This is a genomic window from Micrococcus sp. 140720015-1 (genome assembly GCF_053627595.1).
In genome coordinates this window covers 78,976-95,497 of sequence record NZ_JBSEYC010000002.1, presented here as the reverse complement: position 1 = coordinate 95,497, position 16,522 = coordinate 78,976, and the positions used below count along the sequence as shown (strand labels likewise).

Genomic DNA, 16,522 nt, shown 5'->3' with positions numbered 1-16,522 from the left:
GCCGACGCGGTGGGCTCGGCATGAGCGCGCCCGCGCTGCACGTGATCGCCTGCGCCCACGGCACGCACGACGCGGCCGGCCGCGACGTGATCGACGGCCTCCGTGCCGACCTGGCGGCCCTCCTGGACGCCGAGGGGCCGGGCGCCCAGGTCCACGAGGCCTACGTGGACGTGCAGAGTCCCTCCCTCGACGAGGTCGTGGCGGCCCTGCCCCCGGGGGAGCCGGCCGTGATCGTGCCGCTGCTGCTGTCCCTGGGCCACCACGTCCACCACGACATCCACCACGCCGCGGCCGCCCGACCCGACACGATCGCCGCCGCACCGCTGGCCGGGGCCGGGGACGACGTCGAGCCGCGCCTGGTGGCCGTTCTGGCCGAGCGGGTGACCCGGGCGGTGCCGGCCGGTGAGGCCGCGACATCGGACGTCATCCTGGCGGCGGCCGGCACCCGCGCCGCAGACGGACAGGCCCAGGTGCACGCCTTGGCCGCGGCCCTGGCCCGGGCCACGGGACTGCCCGTGACCGCGGCGTTCGGGGCGGCGGCGACCCCCCGGGTGCCCGACGCCGTCGCCCGGGTGCACGCCGCCGGCCGTCGCGCCGTGGTGGCCGCCCACCTGCTGGCCCCCGGGTACTTCCACGACCGACTCGGCGAGAGCGGCGCGGACGTGGTCACCGACCCCCTGCTGCCGCATCCGCTGGTGGCGCGGATCGCCCTGGACCGGCTGCGGTCCGCCCTCGTAGAGGCCCCGAGGGGGGCCGCCGGAGGCCGCTGAGCCGTCCGTCACACGACCGGGGCCGGGCCGGGTCCCCGCCGCGGCCCGGCCCCGGGAACGTGACGAACCGCGTCGACGATCTTGGGGCCGGCATGCCGGGTTCCTAGCGTGGCGGCCATGACCCAGGTGAACGAGACGTCGAGGCCGGCGCGCACTCCGCGCCGCCCCTCCGCCAAGCCGCACGGCCAGTGGAAGGTGGACGGGACCGCCCCCCTGAACCACAACGAGGAGTTCAAGCAGCAGGACGACGGCCTGAACGTCCGCGAGCGCATCGAGCAGGTCTACGCCCACGAGGGCTTCGACTCGATCCCCTCGGACGACCTGCACGGCCGCTTCCGCTGGTGGGGCCTGTACACCCAGCGTCGGCAGGGGATCGACGGCGGCAAGACCGCCACCCTGGAGCCCCACGAACTCGAGGACCGCTACTTCATGCTGCGCGTGCGCATCGACGGCGGCGACCTCACCACCGAGCAGCTGCGCGTGATCGGCGGGATCTCCACCGAGTTCGGCCGTGACACCGCGGACATCACCGACCGGCAGAACGTCCAGCTGCACTGGATCCGCGTCGAGGACGTCCCCGAGATCTGGCGGCGCCTGGAGTCCGTGGGGCTGTCCACCACCGAGGCCTGCGGCGACGTGCCGCGCGTGATCCTCGGCTCACCGGTGGCCGGGATCGCCGCGGACGAGATCATCGACCCCACGCCCGTGATCCGGGAGATCGCGGACCGCTGGATCGGCGACCTCGAGATCTCCAACCTGCCCCGCAAGTTCAAGACCGCCATCACCGGACACCCCTCCCAGGACGTGGTCCACGAGATCAACGACGTCTCCCTGATCGGCGTGGTGCACCCCGAGCTGGGCCCCGGCTACGACCTGTGGGTCGGCGGCGGCCTGTCCACGAAGGCCCGCCTGGCCGACCGGATCGGCGCCTTCGTCTCGGCCGAGCGCGCCCCTGAGGTGTGGCACGCCGTCGTGAGCATCTTCCGCGACTACGGCTACCGGCGCCTGCGCAACAAGGCCCGCATGAAGTACCTGCTCGAGGACTGGGGGCCGGAGAGGTTCCGCACCGTGCTGGAGGAGGAGTACCTCGGCTACGCCCTGCCCGACGGGCCCGCCCCGGTCCCGCCCACCCGTCCCGGCGACCACGTGGGGGTCCACGAGCAGAAGGACGGCCGCTTCTACATCGGCGCCGCCCCCGTCGTCGGACGCTCCAGCGGCACCACCCTCACCGCCCTCGCGGACCTGCTCGAGGCCCACGGCTCCACGCGGCTGCGCACCACCCCCCACCAGAAGATCGTGGTGCTGGACGTGGAACGGGACCGGGTGGACGCCGTCGTGGCCGGCTTGAAGGAGCTGGGGCTGGACCCGGAACCGTCCGTGTTCCGCCGCTCCACCATCGCCTGCACGGGCCTGGAGTTCTGCAAGCTCGCCATCGTGGACACGAAGGACACCGCCACCGCCGCGATCGCCCAGCTCGAGGAGCGCCTGGCCGACCTCGCCGACCGCCTCCCCGAGCGGCTGAGCCTGCATGTGAACGGCTGCCCCAACTCCTGCGCCCGCATCCAGACCGCGGACATCGGCCTGAAGGGGCAGCTGCTCCCGGACGACGACGGCGGCCAGACGCCCGGCTTCCAGGTGCACCTGGGCGGCGGGCTGGCCTCCGTGGACCGCGCCGAGGCCGGCCTCGGACGCAGCGTCCGCGGCCTGAAGGTCCGCGCGGACGGGCTGGTCGACTACGTCGAGCGCCTCGTCCGCCGGTACGACGAGCAGCGTGGGCCGGGCGAGACCTTCGCCCGGTGGGCACACCGAGTCGACGAGGAGGCCCTCCGATGAGCACCGTTCCCCCCACCCGTCCGACCGAGGACCTCGAGCGCCTGCAGGCGCTCGCCGAGTCCGGCGCCGCCGAGCTCGGCTGGGACGCACCCGCCGAGGCGGTGGTCGACTGGGCCGCCCGCCATGTGGACCTCCGCCGGGCCGCCGTGGCCTGCTCCATGGCCGACGCCGTCCTGCCGCACCTGGTGGCGCAGCGGATGCCCGGCGTGGACGTCCTCTTTCTGGAGACCGGCTACCACTTCACCGAGACCCTCGCGACGCGCGACGAGGTGGCCCGCCGCCTCGACGTCACCGTGGTGGACGTGTTGCCGGAGCTGACCGTGGCCGAGCAGGACGAGCGCCACGGCAAGGACCTGTTCGCCCGCGACCCGGGGCTGTGCTGCGCGATGCGCAAGGTCGAGCCCCTCAACCGGGCGCTGGCCGGATACGACCTGTGGTTCACCGGCGTCCGCCGGGACGAGGCGCCGACGCGCACGAACACCCCGCTGGTGGGCTGGGACGAGGCCCACGGCATGGTCAAGGTCAACCCCGTCGCCCCGTGGAGCTTCGACGACCTGGTCGGCTACGCCACGGACCACGACGTGCCCGTGAACCTGCTCCTGCAGAACGGCTACCCCTCGATCGGCTGCCGCCCCTGCACCCGCCCCGTCGCCCCCGGGGAGGACCCCCGTGCCGGGCGCTGGGCCGGGACCGCGAAGACCGAGTGCGGCATCCACGTCTGAGCGCCGCTCCCGAGACAGACCAAGGAGACACGATGACCCTCACCCATGCCCCCGACCCGGGGACCGTGAGCCCCGCCGGGCCCGACGTCCAGGACGCCCTGGAGGCCGAGGCGATCCACATCATCCGCGAGGTGGTGGCCGAGTTCGAGCGCCCCGCCATGCTCTTCTCGGGCGGCAAGGACTCCGTGGTGATGCTCCACCTGGCCGCGAAGGCCTTCTGGCCGGGGAGGATCCCCTTCCCGGTGGTCCACGTGGACACCGGCCACAACTTCCCCGAGGTCCTCGAGTTCCGCGACCGCACGGTGGAGCGGCTCGGCCTGCGGCTCGTGGTGGGCTCCGTGCAGGAGTACATCGACCGCGGCGAGCTGTGTGAGCGCGCCGACGGCACCCGCAACACCCTGCAGACCACCCCCCTGCTGGACACGATCCGGACCAACCGGTTCGACGCCGTCTTCGGGGGAGGCCGCCGTGACGAGGACAAGGCGCGGGCCAAGGAGCGGATCATCAGCCTGCGCGACGCGTTCGGCCAGTGGGACCCGCGCAACCAGCGCCCCGAGCTGTGGAACCTCTACAACGGCCGTCACACCCCCGGCCAGCACGTCCGTGCGTTCCCCATCAGCAACTGGACCGAGCTGGACGTGTGGCGGTACATCGCCCGCGAGGGCATCGAGCTGCCCTCCATCTACTACGCGCACGAGCGGGAGGTCTTCCGCCGCGACGGCATGTGGCGCGCTGTGGGGGAGCACTCCCGGCCGGCCGAGGGCGAGGAGGTCACCACGCGGACGGTGCGCTACCGCACGGTGGGCGACATGTCCTGCACCGGCGCCGTCCTCTCGGAGGCCGCGACCGTCGAGGACGTCGTGCTCGAGGTCGCCGCCTCCACCCTGACCGAACGCGGGGCCACCCGCGCCGACGACCGCATCTCCGAGGCGGCCATGGAAGATCGCAAGAAGGACGGGTACTTCTGATGAGCACCGCACTGCTGGACCGGCACGCCCCCGCCGGGACCCTGTTCCGCCTGGCCACGGCCGGCTCGGTCGACGACGGCAAGTCCACCCTCGTGGGCCGCCTCCTGCACGACTCCAAGGCCGTCCTGGCCGACCAGCTCGAGGCCGTGGCCCGCACCTCCGCCGAGCGCGGCTTCGGCGGCGCCGAGGGCGGGCTGGACCTGGCGCTGCTGACCGACGGCCTGCGCGCCGAGCGGGAGCAGGGGATCACGATCGACGTCGCGTACCGGTACTTCGCCACGGACCGGCGCACCTTCGTGCTGGCCGACTGCCCCGGGCACGTGCAGTACACCCGGAACACCGTCACGGGCGCCTCGACGGCCGACGCCGTCGTGCTGCTCGTGGACGCCCGCAAGGGCGTGGTGGAGCAGACCCGGCGCCACCTCAGCGTGGTGGCCCTGCTGCGGGTGCCGCACGTGATCGTCGCCGTCAACAAGATCGATCTCGTGGACTACTCCGAGGAGGTCTTCACCGCGATCGCCGAGGACGTCCGGCGCGTGGCCCGGGAGCTCGGCCTCTCCGACGCGGTGAGCGTCCCGGTGTCCGCCCTCCAGGGCGACAACGTGGTCACCCGCTCCGAGCGGACGGACTGGTACACCGGCCCCACGCTCATGGAGCTGCTCGAGTCCCTGCCCGGGGCGGACGCCGAGGACGACGCCGCGGCCTCCTTCCGCTTCCCGGTGCAGCTCGTGGTGCGCCCCCAGGGCGCCCTGGCTCCCGGCCTCGACCCCGAGGTGTTCCGCGACTACCGCGGCTACGCCGGGCAGGTCGTGGCGGGCACCGTCCGGCCCGGGGACGCCGTCGCCGTCCTCACCCCGGGGCAGCCGGCGCGCACCACCACCGTGGTGGGCGTGGACGCCGCCGGCGAGTCCCTCGAGGAGGCCTCCTCCCCGCAGTCGGTGGTCCTGCGCCTCGCCGACGAGGTGGACGTGGCCCGCGGGGACACGATCGCCGCCGCGGACACCGCCCCGCGCCCCACCGCGGAGGTGGCCGCCGCGCTGTGCTGGCTCTCCGCCGCACCGCTGCGCGTCGGGCAGCAGGTCCTCGTCAAGCACGGCACCGCCGTCGTCCGGGCGCTCGTCCAGGAGGTGGCCGGTCGGCTCGACCTCGACACCCTGCGGCTCGACCCGGCCGAGACCCTCGGGCTCAACGACATCGGACAGGTGCGCCTGCACCTGGCCGCGCCGCTGCCCGTGGAGCCCTACGCCGTGCATCGGCGCACCGGGGCGTTCCTCGTGATCGACCCCCAGGACGGGGCCACGCTCGCCGCCGGCATGGTGCGCGGCGGCGACGAGGCCTGATCCGGATGACGACGGGGCGACGGGAGCGGTCATGACGGTGGTGATGGAGGACGTGGGCAAGAGCTTCGGCGGGCCCACGCCCGTGCTGGAGGACGTCTCCGTGCGGATCGAGCCGGGCGAGTTCGTCTGCCTGCTCGGTGCGTCCGGGTGCGGCAAGTCCACCCTGCTGAACCTCATCGCCCGGCTCGAGGCGCCCACCGCGGGCGTCGTCAAGACCCCCCGGGAGGGGGCCGCGTTCATGTTCCAGGACGCCGCCCTCTTCCCGTGGCTCACCGCCCGCGGCAACATCGAGCTCGCCCTCCGGTTCGCCGGCGTGCCCGCGGGGGAGCGTCGGGGGCGTGCCGGGGAGCTGCTGCGCCTCGTCCACCTGGGTGACGCCGCCGACCTGCGACCCCACCAGCTCTCCGGCGGCATGCGCCAGCGCGTCGCCCTGGCCCGGGCCCTCGCCCAGGACCGCCCCCTGCTGCTCATGGACGAGCCGTTCGCGGCGCTGGACGCGATCACCCGCGACCTGCTGCACGTGGAGCTCGAGCGCGTGTGGCGGCAGACCGGTCGGACGGTCGTGTTCGTCACCCACAACGTGGCCGAGGCCGTCCGCCTCGGCCAGCGGGTGCTGCTGCTGTCCTCGCGGCCGGGTCGCGTCGTCGCCGAATGGGACGTGCCCGCAGCCGCCCACCACGACGCGCCCGCCGCGGCCGCCCTCACGGCCGCCATCACCGCCCGACTCGGTCAGGAGATCCGTCGCCATGCGCACTGACACCCCCACCCTCGACGCCCCCGGCCGCGCGCCGGGGGCCGCCGCCGACGACGAGCTGCGCGAGCTCGACAGCGGCCTCGACGCGCTCCAGGCCGTCGGCTCGACCCGACGGACGGGTCTGGCCGGGTGGGACTGGAGCCGGGTCCTGCTCCCGGTGGCCGCCGTCGTCCTGCTCGTGGCGATCTGGCAGGTCGCCGCGTGGCTGGCCGGTGCGCGCGGCGAGCCGATCACCGGTCCCGGCGACGTCCTCGGGGCCTTCGGGACGCTGTGGGCCCAGGGCCTCGTCCAGCAGGCAGTGGCGACGTCGGTGGGCCGCGCCGTCGTGGGCTTCGCGCTCGCCGTGGTCGTCGGCGTGGGGCTGGGCCTGGTGCTCGGACAGGTCAGCGTCCTGCGGCGGGCGTTCGGCCCGCTGCTCACGGCCCTGATGGTGCTGCCCAACGTGGCCTGGGTGCCGCTCGCGGTGCTGTGGTTCGGCCTCAGCGACGCCACCGCGTACTTCGTGATGCTCACCGGCGCCGTCCCCGCCGTGGTCGCCGGCCTCACCACCGGCACGGACCAGGTGCCGCCGCAGCTGCGTCGCGCGGCCCGCGTGCTGGGCGCTTCGCGCCTCGAGACCGCCCTGCTGGTGGTCCTCCCGGCCGCGCTGCCCGCCTTCGTCTCCGGCCTGCGCCAGGGCTGGGCCTTCGCGTGGCGAGGCCTCATGGCCGCCGAGATCATCGCCGTCGGCGGGCCCATGGGCGTCGGACTCGGGACCCTGCTCCACGAGGGACGTGCCGAGTCCGACCTCGCCGTCGTCCTCTGCGCCGTCCTGGCCATCCTGGCCGTCGGCGTCCTCGTCGAACTGACCGCATTCGGCCCCGTCGAGCGGCGCATGCTGCGCCGACGGGGGCTGCTGGAAGGGAGCACGCGATGACCGCATCCGATCTGTACCCCACCTCCCTGCGTCTGCTCGGCCGGCCCGTCCTGATGGTGGGCGGCGGGCGCGTGGCCGGCCGCCGCGTGGGCGCCCTCCTCGACGCCGGCGCGCTCGTCACCGTGGTGGCCCCGGAGCCGGGGGAGGAGGTGGAGCGGCTCGCGGCGGCCGGCCTGCTCACCCTGCACCGCCGCCCCTACCGCCCGTCCGACCTCGACGGGGTCTGGTTCGCCCAGACCACCACCGGCGACCGGGACGTGGACGGGGCCGTGGCCTCCGACGCCGAGGCCCGCCGGGTCTGGTGTGTCGACGCCTCCGACGCCGAGTCCTCCGCCGCCTGGACGCCCGCCGTCGTCCGGGCCGGGGACGTGACCGTGGCCGTCAACGCCGGGGGAGACCCTCGCCGCGCCCGCGCCCTGAAGGACGCGATCACCCTCGCCCTCTCCACGGGGCGGCTGCCCCTGCGTCGGCGGCGCGCGTCCGCCGAGCCCGGCCGCGTGGCCCTCGTCGGCGGCGGCCCCGGCGACTCCGGACTCATCACCGTGCGCGGCCGACAGCTGCTCGCGGAGGCCGACGTGGTGGTCGCCGACCGGCTGGGCCCGCGCGCCCTCCTGGCCGAGCTGGACCCGGCGGTGCCCGTGATCGAGGTCGGCAAGGCCCCCGGGAACCACCTGGCCACGCAGGACGAGATCAACGCCGTCCTGGTCCGGGAGGCCCGGGCCGGCCGCCTCGTCGTCCGGCTCAAGGGCGGCGACCCGTACGTGCTCGGCCGCGGCGGCGAGGAGGCAGCGCACTGCCGCGCCCACGGCGTCGACGTCGAAGTGGCCCCCGGTGTCACGAGCGCCGTCTCGGTGCCCGCCGCCGCGGGGATCCCGGTCACCCATCGCGGCGTCGCCACCGGCTTCACGCTGGTGACCGGCCACGAAGAGCTGGCCGAAGTGCCCACCCGGGCCGACCACACGCTCGTCCTGCTGATGGGCGTGCGCCGGCTCGCGGACACCGCGCGCCGACTGACGGAGCGCGGCCTCGACGGCGCCACGCCCGTGGCGATCATCGAGCGCGGTTGGATGCCGGACCAGCGGGTCACCGTGGGCACGGTGGAGACCATCGCCGCGCAGGCGGCCGCCGTCGGTGTGGAGAACCCCGCCGTGATCGTCGTGGGCGACGTCGTGCGCCTGAGCCCCTACGCCACCGGCGCGCCTGCGGCCGGCATCCCTGCCCCGATCTTGACCCTGAACCCGACCTCCGAAGGAGCACGAGCATGACCCCGACCCCCTCGTCCTCGAGGCCCGACCGCCCGTTGCGCATCGCCATCATCGGTGCCGGACCCGCCGGGGTGTACACGGCGGACATCCTGACCAAGGAGGAGCGGGACTTCCGGGTCAGCATCGACCTGTTCGACCGGTACCCGGCCCCGTTCGGTCTGATCCGTTACGGGGTGGCCCCGGACCATCCGCGTATCAAGGGCATCGTCACCGCCCTGCACAAGGTCATGGACCGCGGGGACATCCGTTTCCTGGGGAACGTGGACTACGGCACGGACCTGAGCCTGGCGGATCTGCGTCGGCACTATGACGCGATCGTGTTCTCCACCGGGGCGGTGCGGGACGCGGCCCTGGATGTGCCGGGGGTGGAGTTGGCCGGCTCGTTCGGTGGCGCGGATTTCGCGTCCTGGTATGACGGGCACCCGGATGTGCCGCGGCATTGGCCGTTGGAGGCCACGCAGGTGGCGGTGATCGGCAACGGGAACGTGGCCCTGGATGTGGCCCGGATCCTGTCCAAGCATGCCGAGGACCTGCTGCCCACCGAGATCCCGGACAACGTGTACCGGGACCTGGCCGCCTCGCCGGTCACGGATGTGCACGTGTTCGGTCGGCGTGGGCCGGCGCAGGTGAAGTTCACCCCGTTGGAGCTGCGGGAGCTGGCCCATTCCCGGGATGTGGACATCGTGCTGTACGAGGAGGACTTCGACTTCGATGAGGCCTCGGAGCAGGCGATCGAGGAGAACAACCAGGTCCGCACCATGGTCGGGACGCTGACGAACTGGCTGATGGAGCAGGAGGACCGTCAGCAGAGCGCCTCGCGTCGGCTGCATCTGCATTTCCTGCAGGCTCCGGAGGAGTTCCTGGACGAGGACGGGGACGGCCGGGTGGATGGTCTGCGGATGCGTCGGATGGAGCTGGACGGTTCCGGTGGGGTCCGTCCGACGGGGGAGACCGTGGACTACCCGGTGCAGGCGGTCTACCGGGCGGTGGGCTATTTCGGTTCGCCCGTGGAGGGGGTGGAGTTCGATGAGGTGCGCGGGGTGATCCCGAACGCGGAGGGCCGGGTGCTGGGCGCGGACGGTGCCCCGGTGCCGGGCCTGTATGCCTCGGGGTGGATCAAGCGGGGCCCGGTGGGGTTGATCGGGCACACCAAGGGTGACTCCCTGGAGACGATCACGCATCTGATCGAGGACGAGCCGGGGCTGTGGACGGCCCAGGAGCCCTCGGAGGAGTCGGTGATCGAGCTGCTCGAGTCCCGTGAGGTCCCGTACACGACGTGGGCCGGTTGGCACGCTCTGGATGAGCATGAGAAGTCCTTGGGCGCGCAGGCCACGGAGGCCGGTCCGGTGGCGCGGGAGCGCGTCAAGGTCGTGGACCGGGAGGAGATGACCCGCATCTCCCGGGAGAGCATCCTCCTCGGCGCCGGAGGCTGAGCCCTCCCGTCGGGTGGATGCGAGGCCGCGGCGGGGCGCCACCCCTCGCCCGCGCCGCGGCCCGCTCCCTACCGTGGTGCCCATGACCACCTTCGCCGCAGCCGAACGCGCCCGCCTCGCTGACCTCCTGCTCGAGAAGGGCCCCCACGCGCCCACCCTGTGCGGCGGCTGGAGCACCCGCGACCTCGCCGCCCACCTCTGGCTGCGGGAGAGCCGGCCCGACGCCTTCGCCGCCCTGTTCCTCCCGCCGCTGTCCCGCCACCTCGACCGCCTGACCGCGGAGACCAAGCGCCGCGACTACGCCGAGGTCGTGCGGGAGTGGGCCGTGGGCCCGTCGGCGCTGAACCCCATGCGGGCGGCGGACAGGCACGTGAACGCGGTCGAGCACTTCATCCACCTCGAGGACGTCCGGCGCGGCGAGTCCGCGACCGGCGGCTCGCTGCCCGCCCCGCGCTCGTTCTCCCCGGACGAGGAGGACGCCCTCTACCGCTCGCTGCGCCGCATGGCCCCGCTGTTCCTGCGTAAGTCCGCGGCGCCGGTGGTCCTCCAGGGCCCGGGTCGCGCCCCGGTCACCGTCACCCGCGGGGCCGTGGCGCTGCGGGCGCCCGTCACGGTGACCGGCGAGGTCGGGGAGCTCCTCCTCTGGGCCTCGGGCCGGGACGCCGTCCACGTGGAGCTCGACGGCGACGCGTCGGCGGCCGTGCGCACCGCCCTCTGACCCGCTCCGGCCCGCGGCCACGGGCCGGCGCATCGTCCACTACACTGGCGGGCACAGGCGTCGACCCGGCCATCACCGGCGAGCCTCCGGAAGAACGGGCCGCAGGGCCCCAGTAGAACCGGACGGGTAAGCCCGTCACAGCAGTCATCAAGCGGCCGGCACCCCGGGGACCTCCCGACGCCGGCAAGCAAGGTGGTACCGCGTCCGCGGCCGGCCGGAGGGCCGGGCCCTCGGGCGTCCTTGCACGGAACCGACGCCCCGGACGCAAAGGACCCCCGTGTACCCCCTCGCCTCCTCCGCTCCTGACGGCCGCACCCCCGCCTCCCCGCGCTTCCCGGAGATCGAGCGCCGCATCCTGGCGTACTGGGACGAGGACGGCACCTTCCAGGCCTCGATCGACCAGCGTCCCGCCCGGAACGCGGACGGCTCGCAGAACGAGTTCGTCTTCTACGACGGCCCGCCCTTCGCCAACGGCCTGCCGCACTACGGCCACCTGCTCACCGGGTACGTCAAGGACCTCGTGGCCCGCTACCAGACGCAGCAGGGCCGCCGCGTGGAGCGCCGCTTCGGCTGGGACACCCACGGCCTGCCCGCCGAGCTCGAGGCGATGAAGCAGCTGGGCATGACGGACAAGTCCGAGATCGAGGCCATGGGCATCGACACGTTCAACGACGCCTGCCGCTCCTCGGTCCTGAAGTACACGGACCAGTGGCAGGACTACGTGACCCGCCAGGCCCGCTGGGTCGACTTCGAGAACGACTACAAGACCCTCACCCCGGACTTCATGGAGTCCGTGATCTGGGCCTTCTCCGAGCTGCACCGCAAGGGCCTGACCTACCGCGGCTTCCGCGTCCTGCCCTACTGCTGGAACGACGAGACCCCGCTGTCCAACCACGAGCTGCGCATGGACGACGACGTCTACAAGATGCGCCAGGACCCCTCGGTCACCGTCACGTTCCCGATCACCGGCCTCCCGGCGGACCCCGCCCTCGTGCCCGACGGCGGCGCCGACGCGGCGCTCGCCGCGCACCTGGCCGGCGTCCACGTCCTGGCCTGGACCACCACGCCCTGGACGCTGCCGACCAACGCGGCCCTCGCCGTCGGCCCCCAGATCCAGTACGCCGTGGTGCCGGCCGGCCCCGAAGGCGCGACCGCGGACGGGGACCGCTTCCTCCTGGCCGTGGACCTCGTGGGCGCCCACGCCAAGGAGCTCGGCTACGCCGACGCCGACGCCGCCCGCGCCGCGGTCACCGAGACGATCCCCGGCGCCCGCCTCGGCGGCCTGGCCTACGCGCCGCTGTTCACGGACGTGTTCGACGCCCACCGCGGGGAGACCTTCACGGTCAACGGCCGTGACCTCGGCGTCGAGGGCGCCCACCGCATCCTCGTGGACGACTACGTCTCCACCGAGGACGGCACCGGCGTGGTCCACCAGGCGCCGGCCTACGGTGAGGACGATCAGCGCGTGTGCGAGGCCAACGGCATTCCCGTGCTGCTCTCCGTGGACTCCGGTGCCCGGTTCCTGCCGCTGTTCGCCCGCGAGGACGTCGGGCGCGGCGACCTGCGCGAGATCGCCGGCGTGCAGGTCTTCGAGGCCAACCGCACGATCATCCGCGCCCTGCGCGCCCTGGGCCGCGTGGCCCGCGAAGCCTCCTACGAGCACTCCTACCCGCACTGCTGGCGGTGCCGCACGCCCCTGATCTACCGCGCGGTGACGTCCTGGTACGTCAAGGTCACCCAGATCAAGGAGCGCATGCTGGAGCTGAACGAGGAGATCACCTGGATCCCCGGCAACGTCAAGCACGGCCAGTTCGGCACGTGGGTGGCCAACGCCCGTGACTGGTCCATCTCCCGCAACCGCTACTGGGGATCGCCCATCCCGGTGTGGGAGTCCGACCACCCGGACTTCCCGCGCCAGGAGGTCTACGGCTCGCTCGCCGAGATCGAGGAGGCCTTCGGCCGCCTGCCGCGCAACGCCGAGGGCGAGGTGGACCTGCACCGCCCGTGGGTGGACGACCTCACCCGCCCCCACCCGGACCCCGAGGCCGCCGCGGCCGGCGCGGTCATGCGCCGGGTCGAGGACGTGCTGGACGTCTGGTTCGACTCCGGCTCCATGCCGTACGCCCAGGTGCACTACCCGTTCGAGCGCGCGGACTGGTTCCCCACGCACAACCCGGCGGACTTCATCGTGGAGTACATCGGCCAGACGCGCGGCTGGTTCTACACCATGCACATCCTGGCGACCGCCCTGTTCGACCGGCCGGCGTTCTCCAACGTGATCTCGCACGGCATCGTGCTCGGCTCGGACGGGCAGAAGATGTCCAAGTCGCTGCGCAACTACCCGGACGTCACGGAGGTCCTGGACCGCGACGGCGCGGACGCCATGCGCTGGTTCCTCATGGCCAGCCCCATCCTGCGCGGCGGCAACCTGATCGTCACGGAGGAGGGCATCCGCGAGGGCGTCCGCCAGGTGCTGCTGCCGGCGTGGAACGCCTACCACTTCTTCACCCTGTACGCGAACACCGCGCACGACGGCGGCGCCCGCCCCGAGGGGTACCGCGCGCAGGAGCGGCACACCGCCGAGGACCCCCTAGACCAGTACATCCTGGCCGCCACGGGCCGCATGCTGCGGGAAGTCAAGACCGGCCTGGACGCCTACGAGGTCTCGGACGCCACGGACGCGCTGCGCGGCTTCATGGACACGCTGACCAACTGGTACATCCGCCGGTCCCGTGAGCGGTTCTTCGACGAGGACACCGTCGCCTTCGACGTCCTCTACACCGTCCTGGAGGCCTTCACCCGGGCCGCCGCACCGCTGATGCCGCTGATCGCCGAGGAGATCTGGCGCGGCCTCACCGGCGGCCGCTCGGTCCACCTGACCGACTACCCGGACGCCGACCTGTTCCCCCACGGGCCCGAGGCGGACTCCCTCGTGGCCCGCATGGACGCGGTGCGCCGCATCAGCTCGGCCGGCTCGGCCCTGCGCAAGGGGGCCGGCCGCCGGGTGCGCCTGCCACTGCCCCGCCTGTCCGTCGTCGTCCCGGACGCGGCGGGCCTCGAGGGCACCTACGCCCGCATCGTGGCGGACGAGCTGAATCTCAAGGACGTCGAGCTCACCGAGCTCTCGGAGGAGGCGATCGCCCGCTACGGCATCGGCACGGAGCTGAAGCTGAACTTCCGCGAGCTCGGCAAGGCGTTCGGCAGGCAGGTGCCGCTCGTGAAGCAGGCGGTCGACGCCGGCGCGTACGAGGAGACGGCCGAGGGCCTGGCGGTCACGCTCGCCGACGGCGAGACCGTGACCCTGGCCCCCGCGCTCTACGACCTGCGGACCGTCTCCACCGGTGCCCCCGAGGGGACCGCGGTGGGCGTGCTGCCCGGCACCGCCGGCTTCCTCGTCCTGGACACCGAGGTCTCCGCGGAGCTGGCCGCCGAGGGCACCGCCCGGGACGTGGTCCGCGCCGTCCAGGCGGCCCGCAAGGACGCCGGCCTGGACGTCTCCGACCGCGTGCGCACGCGGATCGAGGGCCCCACCGCCGTCGTGGCGGCGCTCGAGGCCCACCGCGGCCTCGTCGCGGAGGAGACCCTCACGGTGGACCTGGAGCTCGTGGACTCCGGCGCGGCCGGCCCGCGCAAGGACCCGGCCGACGACGCCATGAAGACCGTGGCCGTCACCGTCGCGAAGGCGGACGCGTGATGCGCGGGGACGCCCCGGGCACGGTCGAGGAGGTCTACCGGGACCTGCTCGCCCGCGCCCCGGAGAACGCGATGCAGCCGCGGCTCGAGCCGATGCGGCGCGTCCTCGCGCTGCTCGGCGACCCGCAGCACGCGGCCCCGGTGATCCACCTGACCGGCACCAACGGCAAGACGTCCACGGCGCGGATGGTCGAGGCCGTCCTGCGCGCCTACGGGCTGCGGACCGGGCGCTACACCTCGCCGCATCTGCAGCGTGTCACGGAGCGGATCAGCATCGACGGCGCCCCGGTGGCCGACGAGACCTTCGTGCGCGTGTGGGGGGAGATCCTCCCCATCGTGCAGACCGTGGACGCGGAGCTCGAGGCCGCGGGCGAGGTCCCGCTGACGTACTTCGAGGCGGTCACCACGCTGGGCTTCGCGGTGTTCGCGGACGAGCCCGTCGAGGTCGTCGTCCTCGAGGTGGGCCTCGGTGGCGTGACGGACGCGACCAACGTCGCGGACGCCGTCGTCTCCGTGGTCACCCCCATCTCCCTGGACCACACGGACCTGCTGGGGGAGACCGAGGCCGAGATCGCCGAGGAGAAGGCCGGCATCATCAAGCCCGGCGGCGCCCTCGTCTCCGCCGCCCAGGAGCGCGACGCCGCCCAGGTGCTGCTCGAGGCGGCGCGGGCGGCCGACGTGCCGTTCCGCTTCGAGGGCGTCGAGTTCGGCGTGCTCGAGCGCTCCCTGGCCGTGGGCGGCCAGCAGGTGTCCGTGCGCGGCCTCGCGGCCGAGTACCGGGACCTGTTCCTGCCGCTGCTCGGGGAGCACCAGGCGCAGAACCTCGCGGTGGCCGTGGCGGCCCTGGAGATGTTCCTGGGCGGCGGCGAGCGACCGCTGGACGAGGAGCTGCTGCGCGAGGGGCTGTCCCAGGTCACCTCGCCCGGCCGGCTCGAGGTGCTGCGCACCGCGCCCACGCTCATCGTGGACGCCGCCCACAACCCGGACGGCGTGCGGGCCACGGCCCGCGCGGTGCAGGAGGCGTTCGGCCTCACCCGCCTCTCGCTGGTCGTCGGGATCCTCCAGGAGAAGGACGCGCCGGGCATGCTCGCGGCGCTCTACCGGGCGTTCGGCGACGACGTGGAGGACCTCGCGGTGACGCAGTCCTCCTCGACCCGCGCCATCCCGGCCGGGGAGCTGGCCCGCATGGCCGTCGACGCCGGCTGGCCCGAGGACGACGTGTACGCCACCGAGTCCGTGCCGGACGCCCTCGAGTGGGCGGTCGGCCGCGCGGAGGCCCTGGAGACGAGCGCGGACGAACTGGCCTCCGGCACCGGCGGCGGTGTGCTCGTGCTCGGCTCGATCACGCTGGCCGCGGAGGTCCGCACCCTCGTGGGCGAGCCCCGCCATGCCGGCCCCGTCACCGTGGCCGCCCGCGGTCTCGACCCGGCCGACCTGCTCGACGCCGTCGGGCTGGCGGACGCCGACGAGGACGATCTGGACCCGGAGATCCTCGAGCTGCTCGAGGACCGCGACGACGCCGGCGCCCGCCGCCGGCCGGAGGAGGACCGATGACCGACGACCAGCCGGAGACCGGAGGCGCCACGGAGCAGGGGCGCTTCGGCGACGAGTCCTGGCGCCCCGCGCGCGAGACGCGAGCCCAGCGGCAGTGGCGCCCCGGCACTCGCCGGCGCCGCCGCTCCGTGCGCGCCCTGTTCACCTCCACGATCCTCATGCTCGAGGCGGTGCTCATCTTCTTCCTCGGGCTCATGCTGTTCGGCATGCACCGGGACGAGCCGGGCGCCTGGTGGTTCGTGGCGGGCTACTCCGCGCTGGCCGTCGTCGCGGTGCTGACCTGCGCCCTGGTGCGCAAGCCCGTCGGCATCGCGATCGGCTGGGCGATCCAGGCCGTCCTGCTGGCCTCCGGCTTCTGGGAGTACTCGATGTTCGTGGTGGGGGCCCTCTTCGCGCTGACGTGGGCGTACGCCGTGATCAAGGGCGGTGCCATGGACGTCGAGAACGCCCAGCGCGACCGCCTCGAGGCCGCCTGGGAGGCCGAGCACGGACGCTGACAACCGCGCCCCACTAGGGTGGGGCGAGAACCGGACCGCGCTCGCGGCCGTCCGACGAC

Annotated in this window: 13 protein-coding genes; all 13 read left to right on the top strand. The window is 73.7% G+C overall.

Annotated elements, in window-relative coordinates; genetic code table 11:
* The first annotated feature begins 20 nt into the window (after positions 1-20).
* The 13 genes from ACUXPL_RS03690 to ACUXPL_RS03630 all read left to right on the top strand — a co-directional run bounded on the left by ACUXPL_RS03690 (position 21) and on the right by ACUXPL_RS03630 (position 16,463).
* Positions 21-770: a sirohydrochlorin chelatase gene (locus ACUXPL_RS03690; RefSeq protein ID WP_454182027.1), complete on the top strand. Its 750-nt coding sequence runs from the start codon at positions 21-23 to the stop codon at positions 768-770.
* A 117-nt stretch (positions 771-887) separates the two neighbouring features.
* Positions 888-2,603, top strand: coding sequence for a nitrite/sulfite reductase (locus ACUXPL_RS03685; RefSeq protein WP_454182025.1), 1,716 nt, complete (start codon positions 888-890; stop codon positions 2,601-2,603).
* A complete protein-coding gene (locus ACUXPL_RS03680) occupies positions 2,600-3,325 on the top strand; it encodes a phosphoadenylyl-sulfate reductase (RefSeq protein WP_049146121.1) in 726 nt (241 codons plus the stop codon). The genes ACUXPL_RS03685 and ACUXPL_RS03680 overlap by 4 nt, the downstream gene beginning before the upstream one ends.
* Positions 3,326-3,357: 32 nt before the next feature.
* The gene (gene cysD / locus ACUXPL_RS03675) at positions 3,358-4,293 is read left to right on the top strand and encodes a sulfate adenylyltransferase subunit CysD (RefSeq protein ID WP_454182023.1); all 936 of its coding nucleotides are present in this window, start codon (positions 3,358-3,360) and stop codon (positions 4,291-4,293) included.
* Positions 4,293-5,633 (top strand): sulfate adenylyltransferase subunit 1, encoded by a 1,341-nt coding sequence (locus tag ACUXPL_RS03670; RefSeq protein ID WP_377681257.1) that lies wholly within the window; start codon positions 4,293-4,295, stop codon positions 5,631-5,633. Before cysD ends, ACUXPL_RS03670 begins: the two co-directional genes overlap by 1 nt.
* 31 nt (positions 5,634-5,664) lie before the next feature.
* Positions 5,665-6,390, top strand: coding sequence for an ABC transporter ATP-binding protein (locus ACUXPL_RS03665; protein WP_180537414.1), 726 nt, complete (start codon positions 5,665-5,667; stop codon positions 6,388-6,390).
* Positions 6,380-7,303 (top strand): ABC transporter permease, encoded by a 924-nt coding sequence (locus ACUXPL_RS03660; RefSeq protein WP_454182021.1) that lies wholly within the window; start codon positions 6,380-6,382, stop codon positions 7,301-7,303. Before ACUXPL_RS03665 ends, ACUXPL_RS03660 begins: the two co-directional genes overlap by 11 nt.
* Positions 7,300-8,568: a uroporphyrinogen-III C-methyltransferase gene (gene cobA / locus ACUXPL_RS03655; RefSeq protein WP_454182019.1), complete on the top strand. Its 1,269-nt coding sequence runs from the start codon at positions 7,300-7,302 to the stop codon at positions 8,566-8,568. The genes ACUXPL_RS03660 and cobA overlap by 4 nt, the downstream gene beginning before the upstream one ends.
* Complete coding sequence (locus ACUXPL_RS03650; protein WP_454182017.1) at positions 8,565-10,001, top strand: FAD-dependent oxidoreductase; 1,437 nt, start codon at positions 8,565-8,567, stop codon at positions 9,999-10,001. Before cobA ends, ACUXPL_RS03650 begins: the two co-directional genes overlap by 4 nt.
* Positions 10,002-10,083: 82 nt before the next feature.
* Entirely contained in the window at positions 10,084-10,719 is a 636-nt protein-coding gene (locus ACUXPL_RS03645; RefSeq protein WP_454182015.1) for a TIGR03085 family metal-binding protein, read from the top strand.
* Between the two features lie 277 nt (positions 10,720-10,996).
* Positions 10,997-14,413 (top strand): isoleucine--tRNA ligase, encoded by a 3,417-nt coding sequence (gene ileS / locus ACUXPL_RS03640; protein ID WP_454182013.1) that lies wholly within the window; start codon positions 10,997-10,999, stop codon positions 14,411-14,413.
* Positions 14,413-15,966 (top strand): bifunctional folylpolyglutamate synthase/dihydrofolate synthase, encoded by a 1,554-nt coding sequence (locus ACUXPL_RS03635; RefSeq protein ID WP_454182011.1) that lies wholly within the window; start codon positions 14,413-14,415, stop codon positions 15,964-15,966. Before ileS ends, ACUXPL_RS03635 begins: the two co-directional genes overlap by 1 nt.
* The gene (locus ACUXPL_RS03630; protein WP_336264845.1) at positions 15,963-16,463 is read left to right on the top strand and encodes a DUF4233 domain-containing protein; all 501 of its coding nucleotides are present in this window, start codon (positions 15,963-15,965) and stop codon (positions 16,461-16,463) included. The genes ACUXPL_RS03635 and ACUXPL_RS03630 overlap by 4 nt, the downstream gene beginning before the upstream one ends.
* Positions 16,464-16,522 lie beyond the last annotated feature (59 nt).

Coding starts and splice junctions, on each gene's coding strand:
- ACUXPL_RS03660 (WP_454182021.1), top strand. CDS start 6,380: ATGCGCACTGACACCCCCACCCTCGACGCCCCCGGCCGCGCGCCGGGG.
- ACUXPL_RS03685 (WP_454182025.1), top strand. CDS start 888: ATGACCCAGGTGAACGAGACGTCGAGGCCGGCGCGCACTCCGCGCCGC.
- cobA (WP_454182019.1), top strand. CDS start 7,300: ATGACCGCATCCGATCTGTACCCCACCTCCCTGCGTCTGCTCGGCCGG.
- ACUXPL_RS03680 (WP_049146121.1), top strand. CDS start 2,600: ATGAGCACCGTTCCCCCCACCCGTCCGACCGAGGACCTCGAGCGCCTG.
- cysD (WP_454182023.1), top strand. CDS start 3,358: ATGACCCTCACCCATGCCCCCGACCCGGGGACCGTGAGCCCCGCCGGG.
- ACUXPL_RS03665 (WP_180537414.1), top strand. CDS start 5,665: ATGACGGTGGTGATGGAGGACGTGGGCAAGAGCTTCGGCGGGCCCACG.
- ACUXPL_RS03690 (WP_454182027.1), top strand. CDS start 21: ATGAGCGCGCCCGCGCTGCACGTGATCGCCTGCGCCCACGGCACGCAC.
- ACUXPL_RS03630 (WP_336264845.1), top strand. CDS start 15,963: ATGACCGACGACCAGCCGGAGACCGGAGGCGCCACGGAGCAGGGGCGC.
- ACUXPL_RS03645 (WP_454182015.1), top strand. CDS start 10,084: ATGACCACCTTCGCCGCAGCCGAACGCGCCCGCCTCGCTGACCTCCTG.
- ACUXPL_RS03650 (WP_454182017.1), top strand. CDS start 8,565: ATGACCCCGACCCCCTCGTCCTCGAGGCCCGACCGCCCGTTGCGCATC.
- ACUXPL_RS03670 (WP_377681257.1), top strand. CDS start 4,293: ATGAGCACCGCACTGCTGGACCGGCACGCCCCCGCCGGGACCCTGTTC.
- ACUXPL_RS03635 (WP_454182011.1), top strand. CDS start 14,413: ATGCGCGGGGACGCCCCGGGCACGGTCGAGGAGGTCTACCGGGACCTG.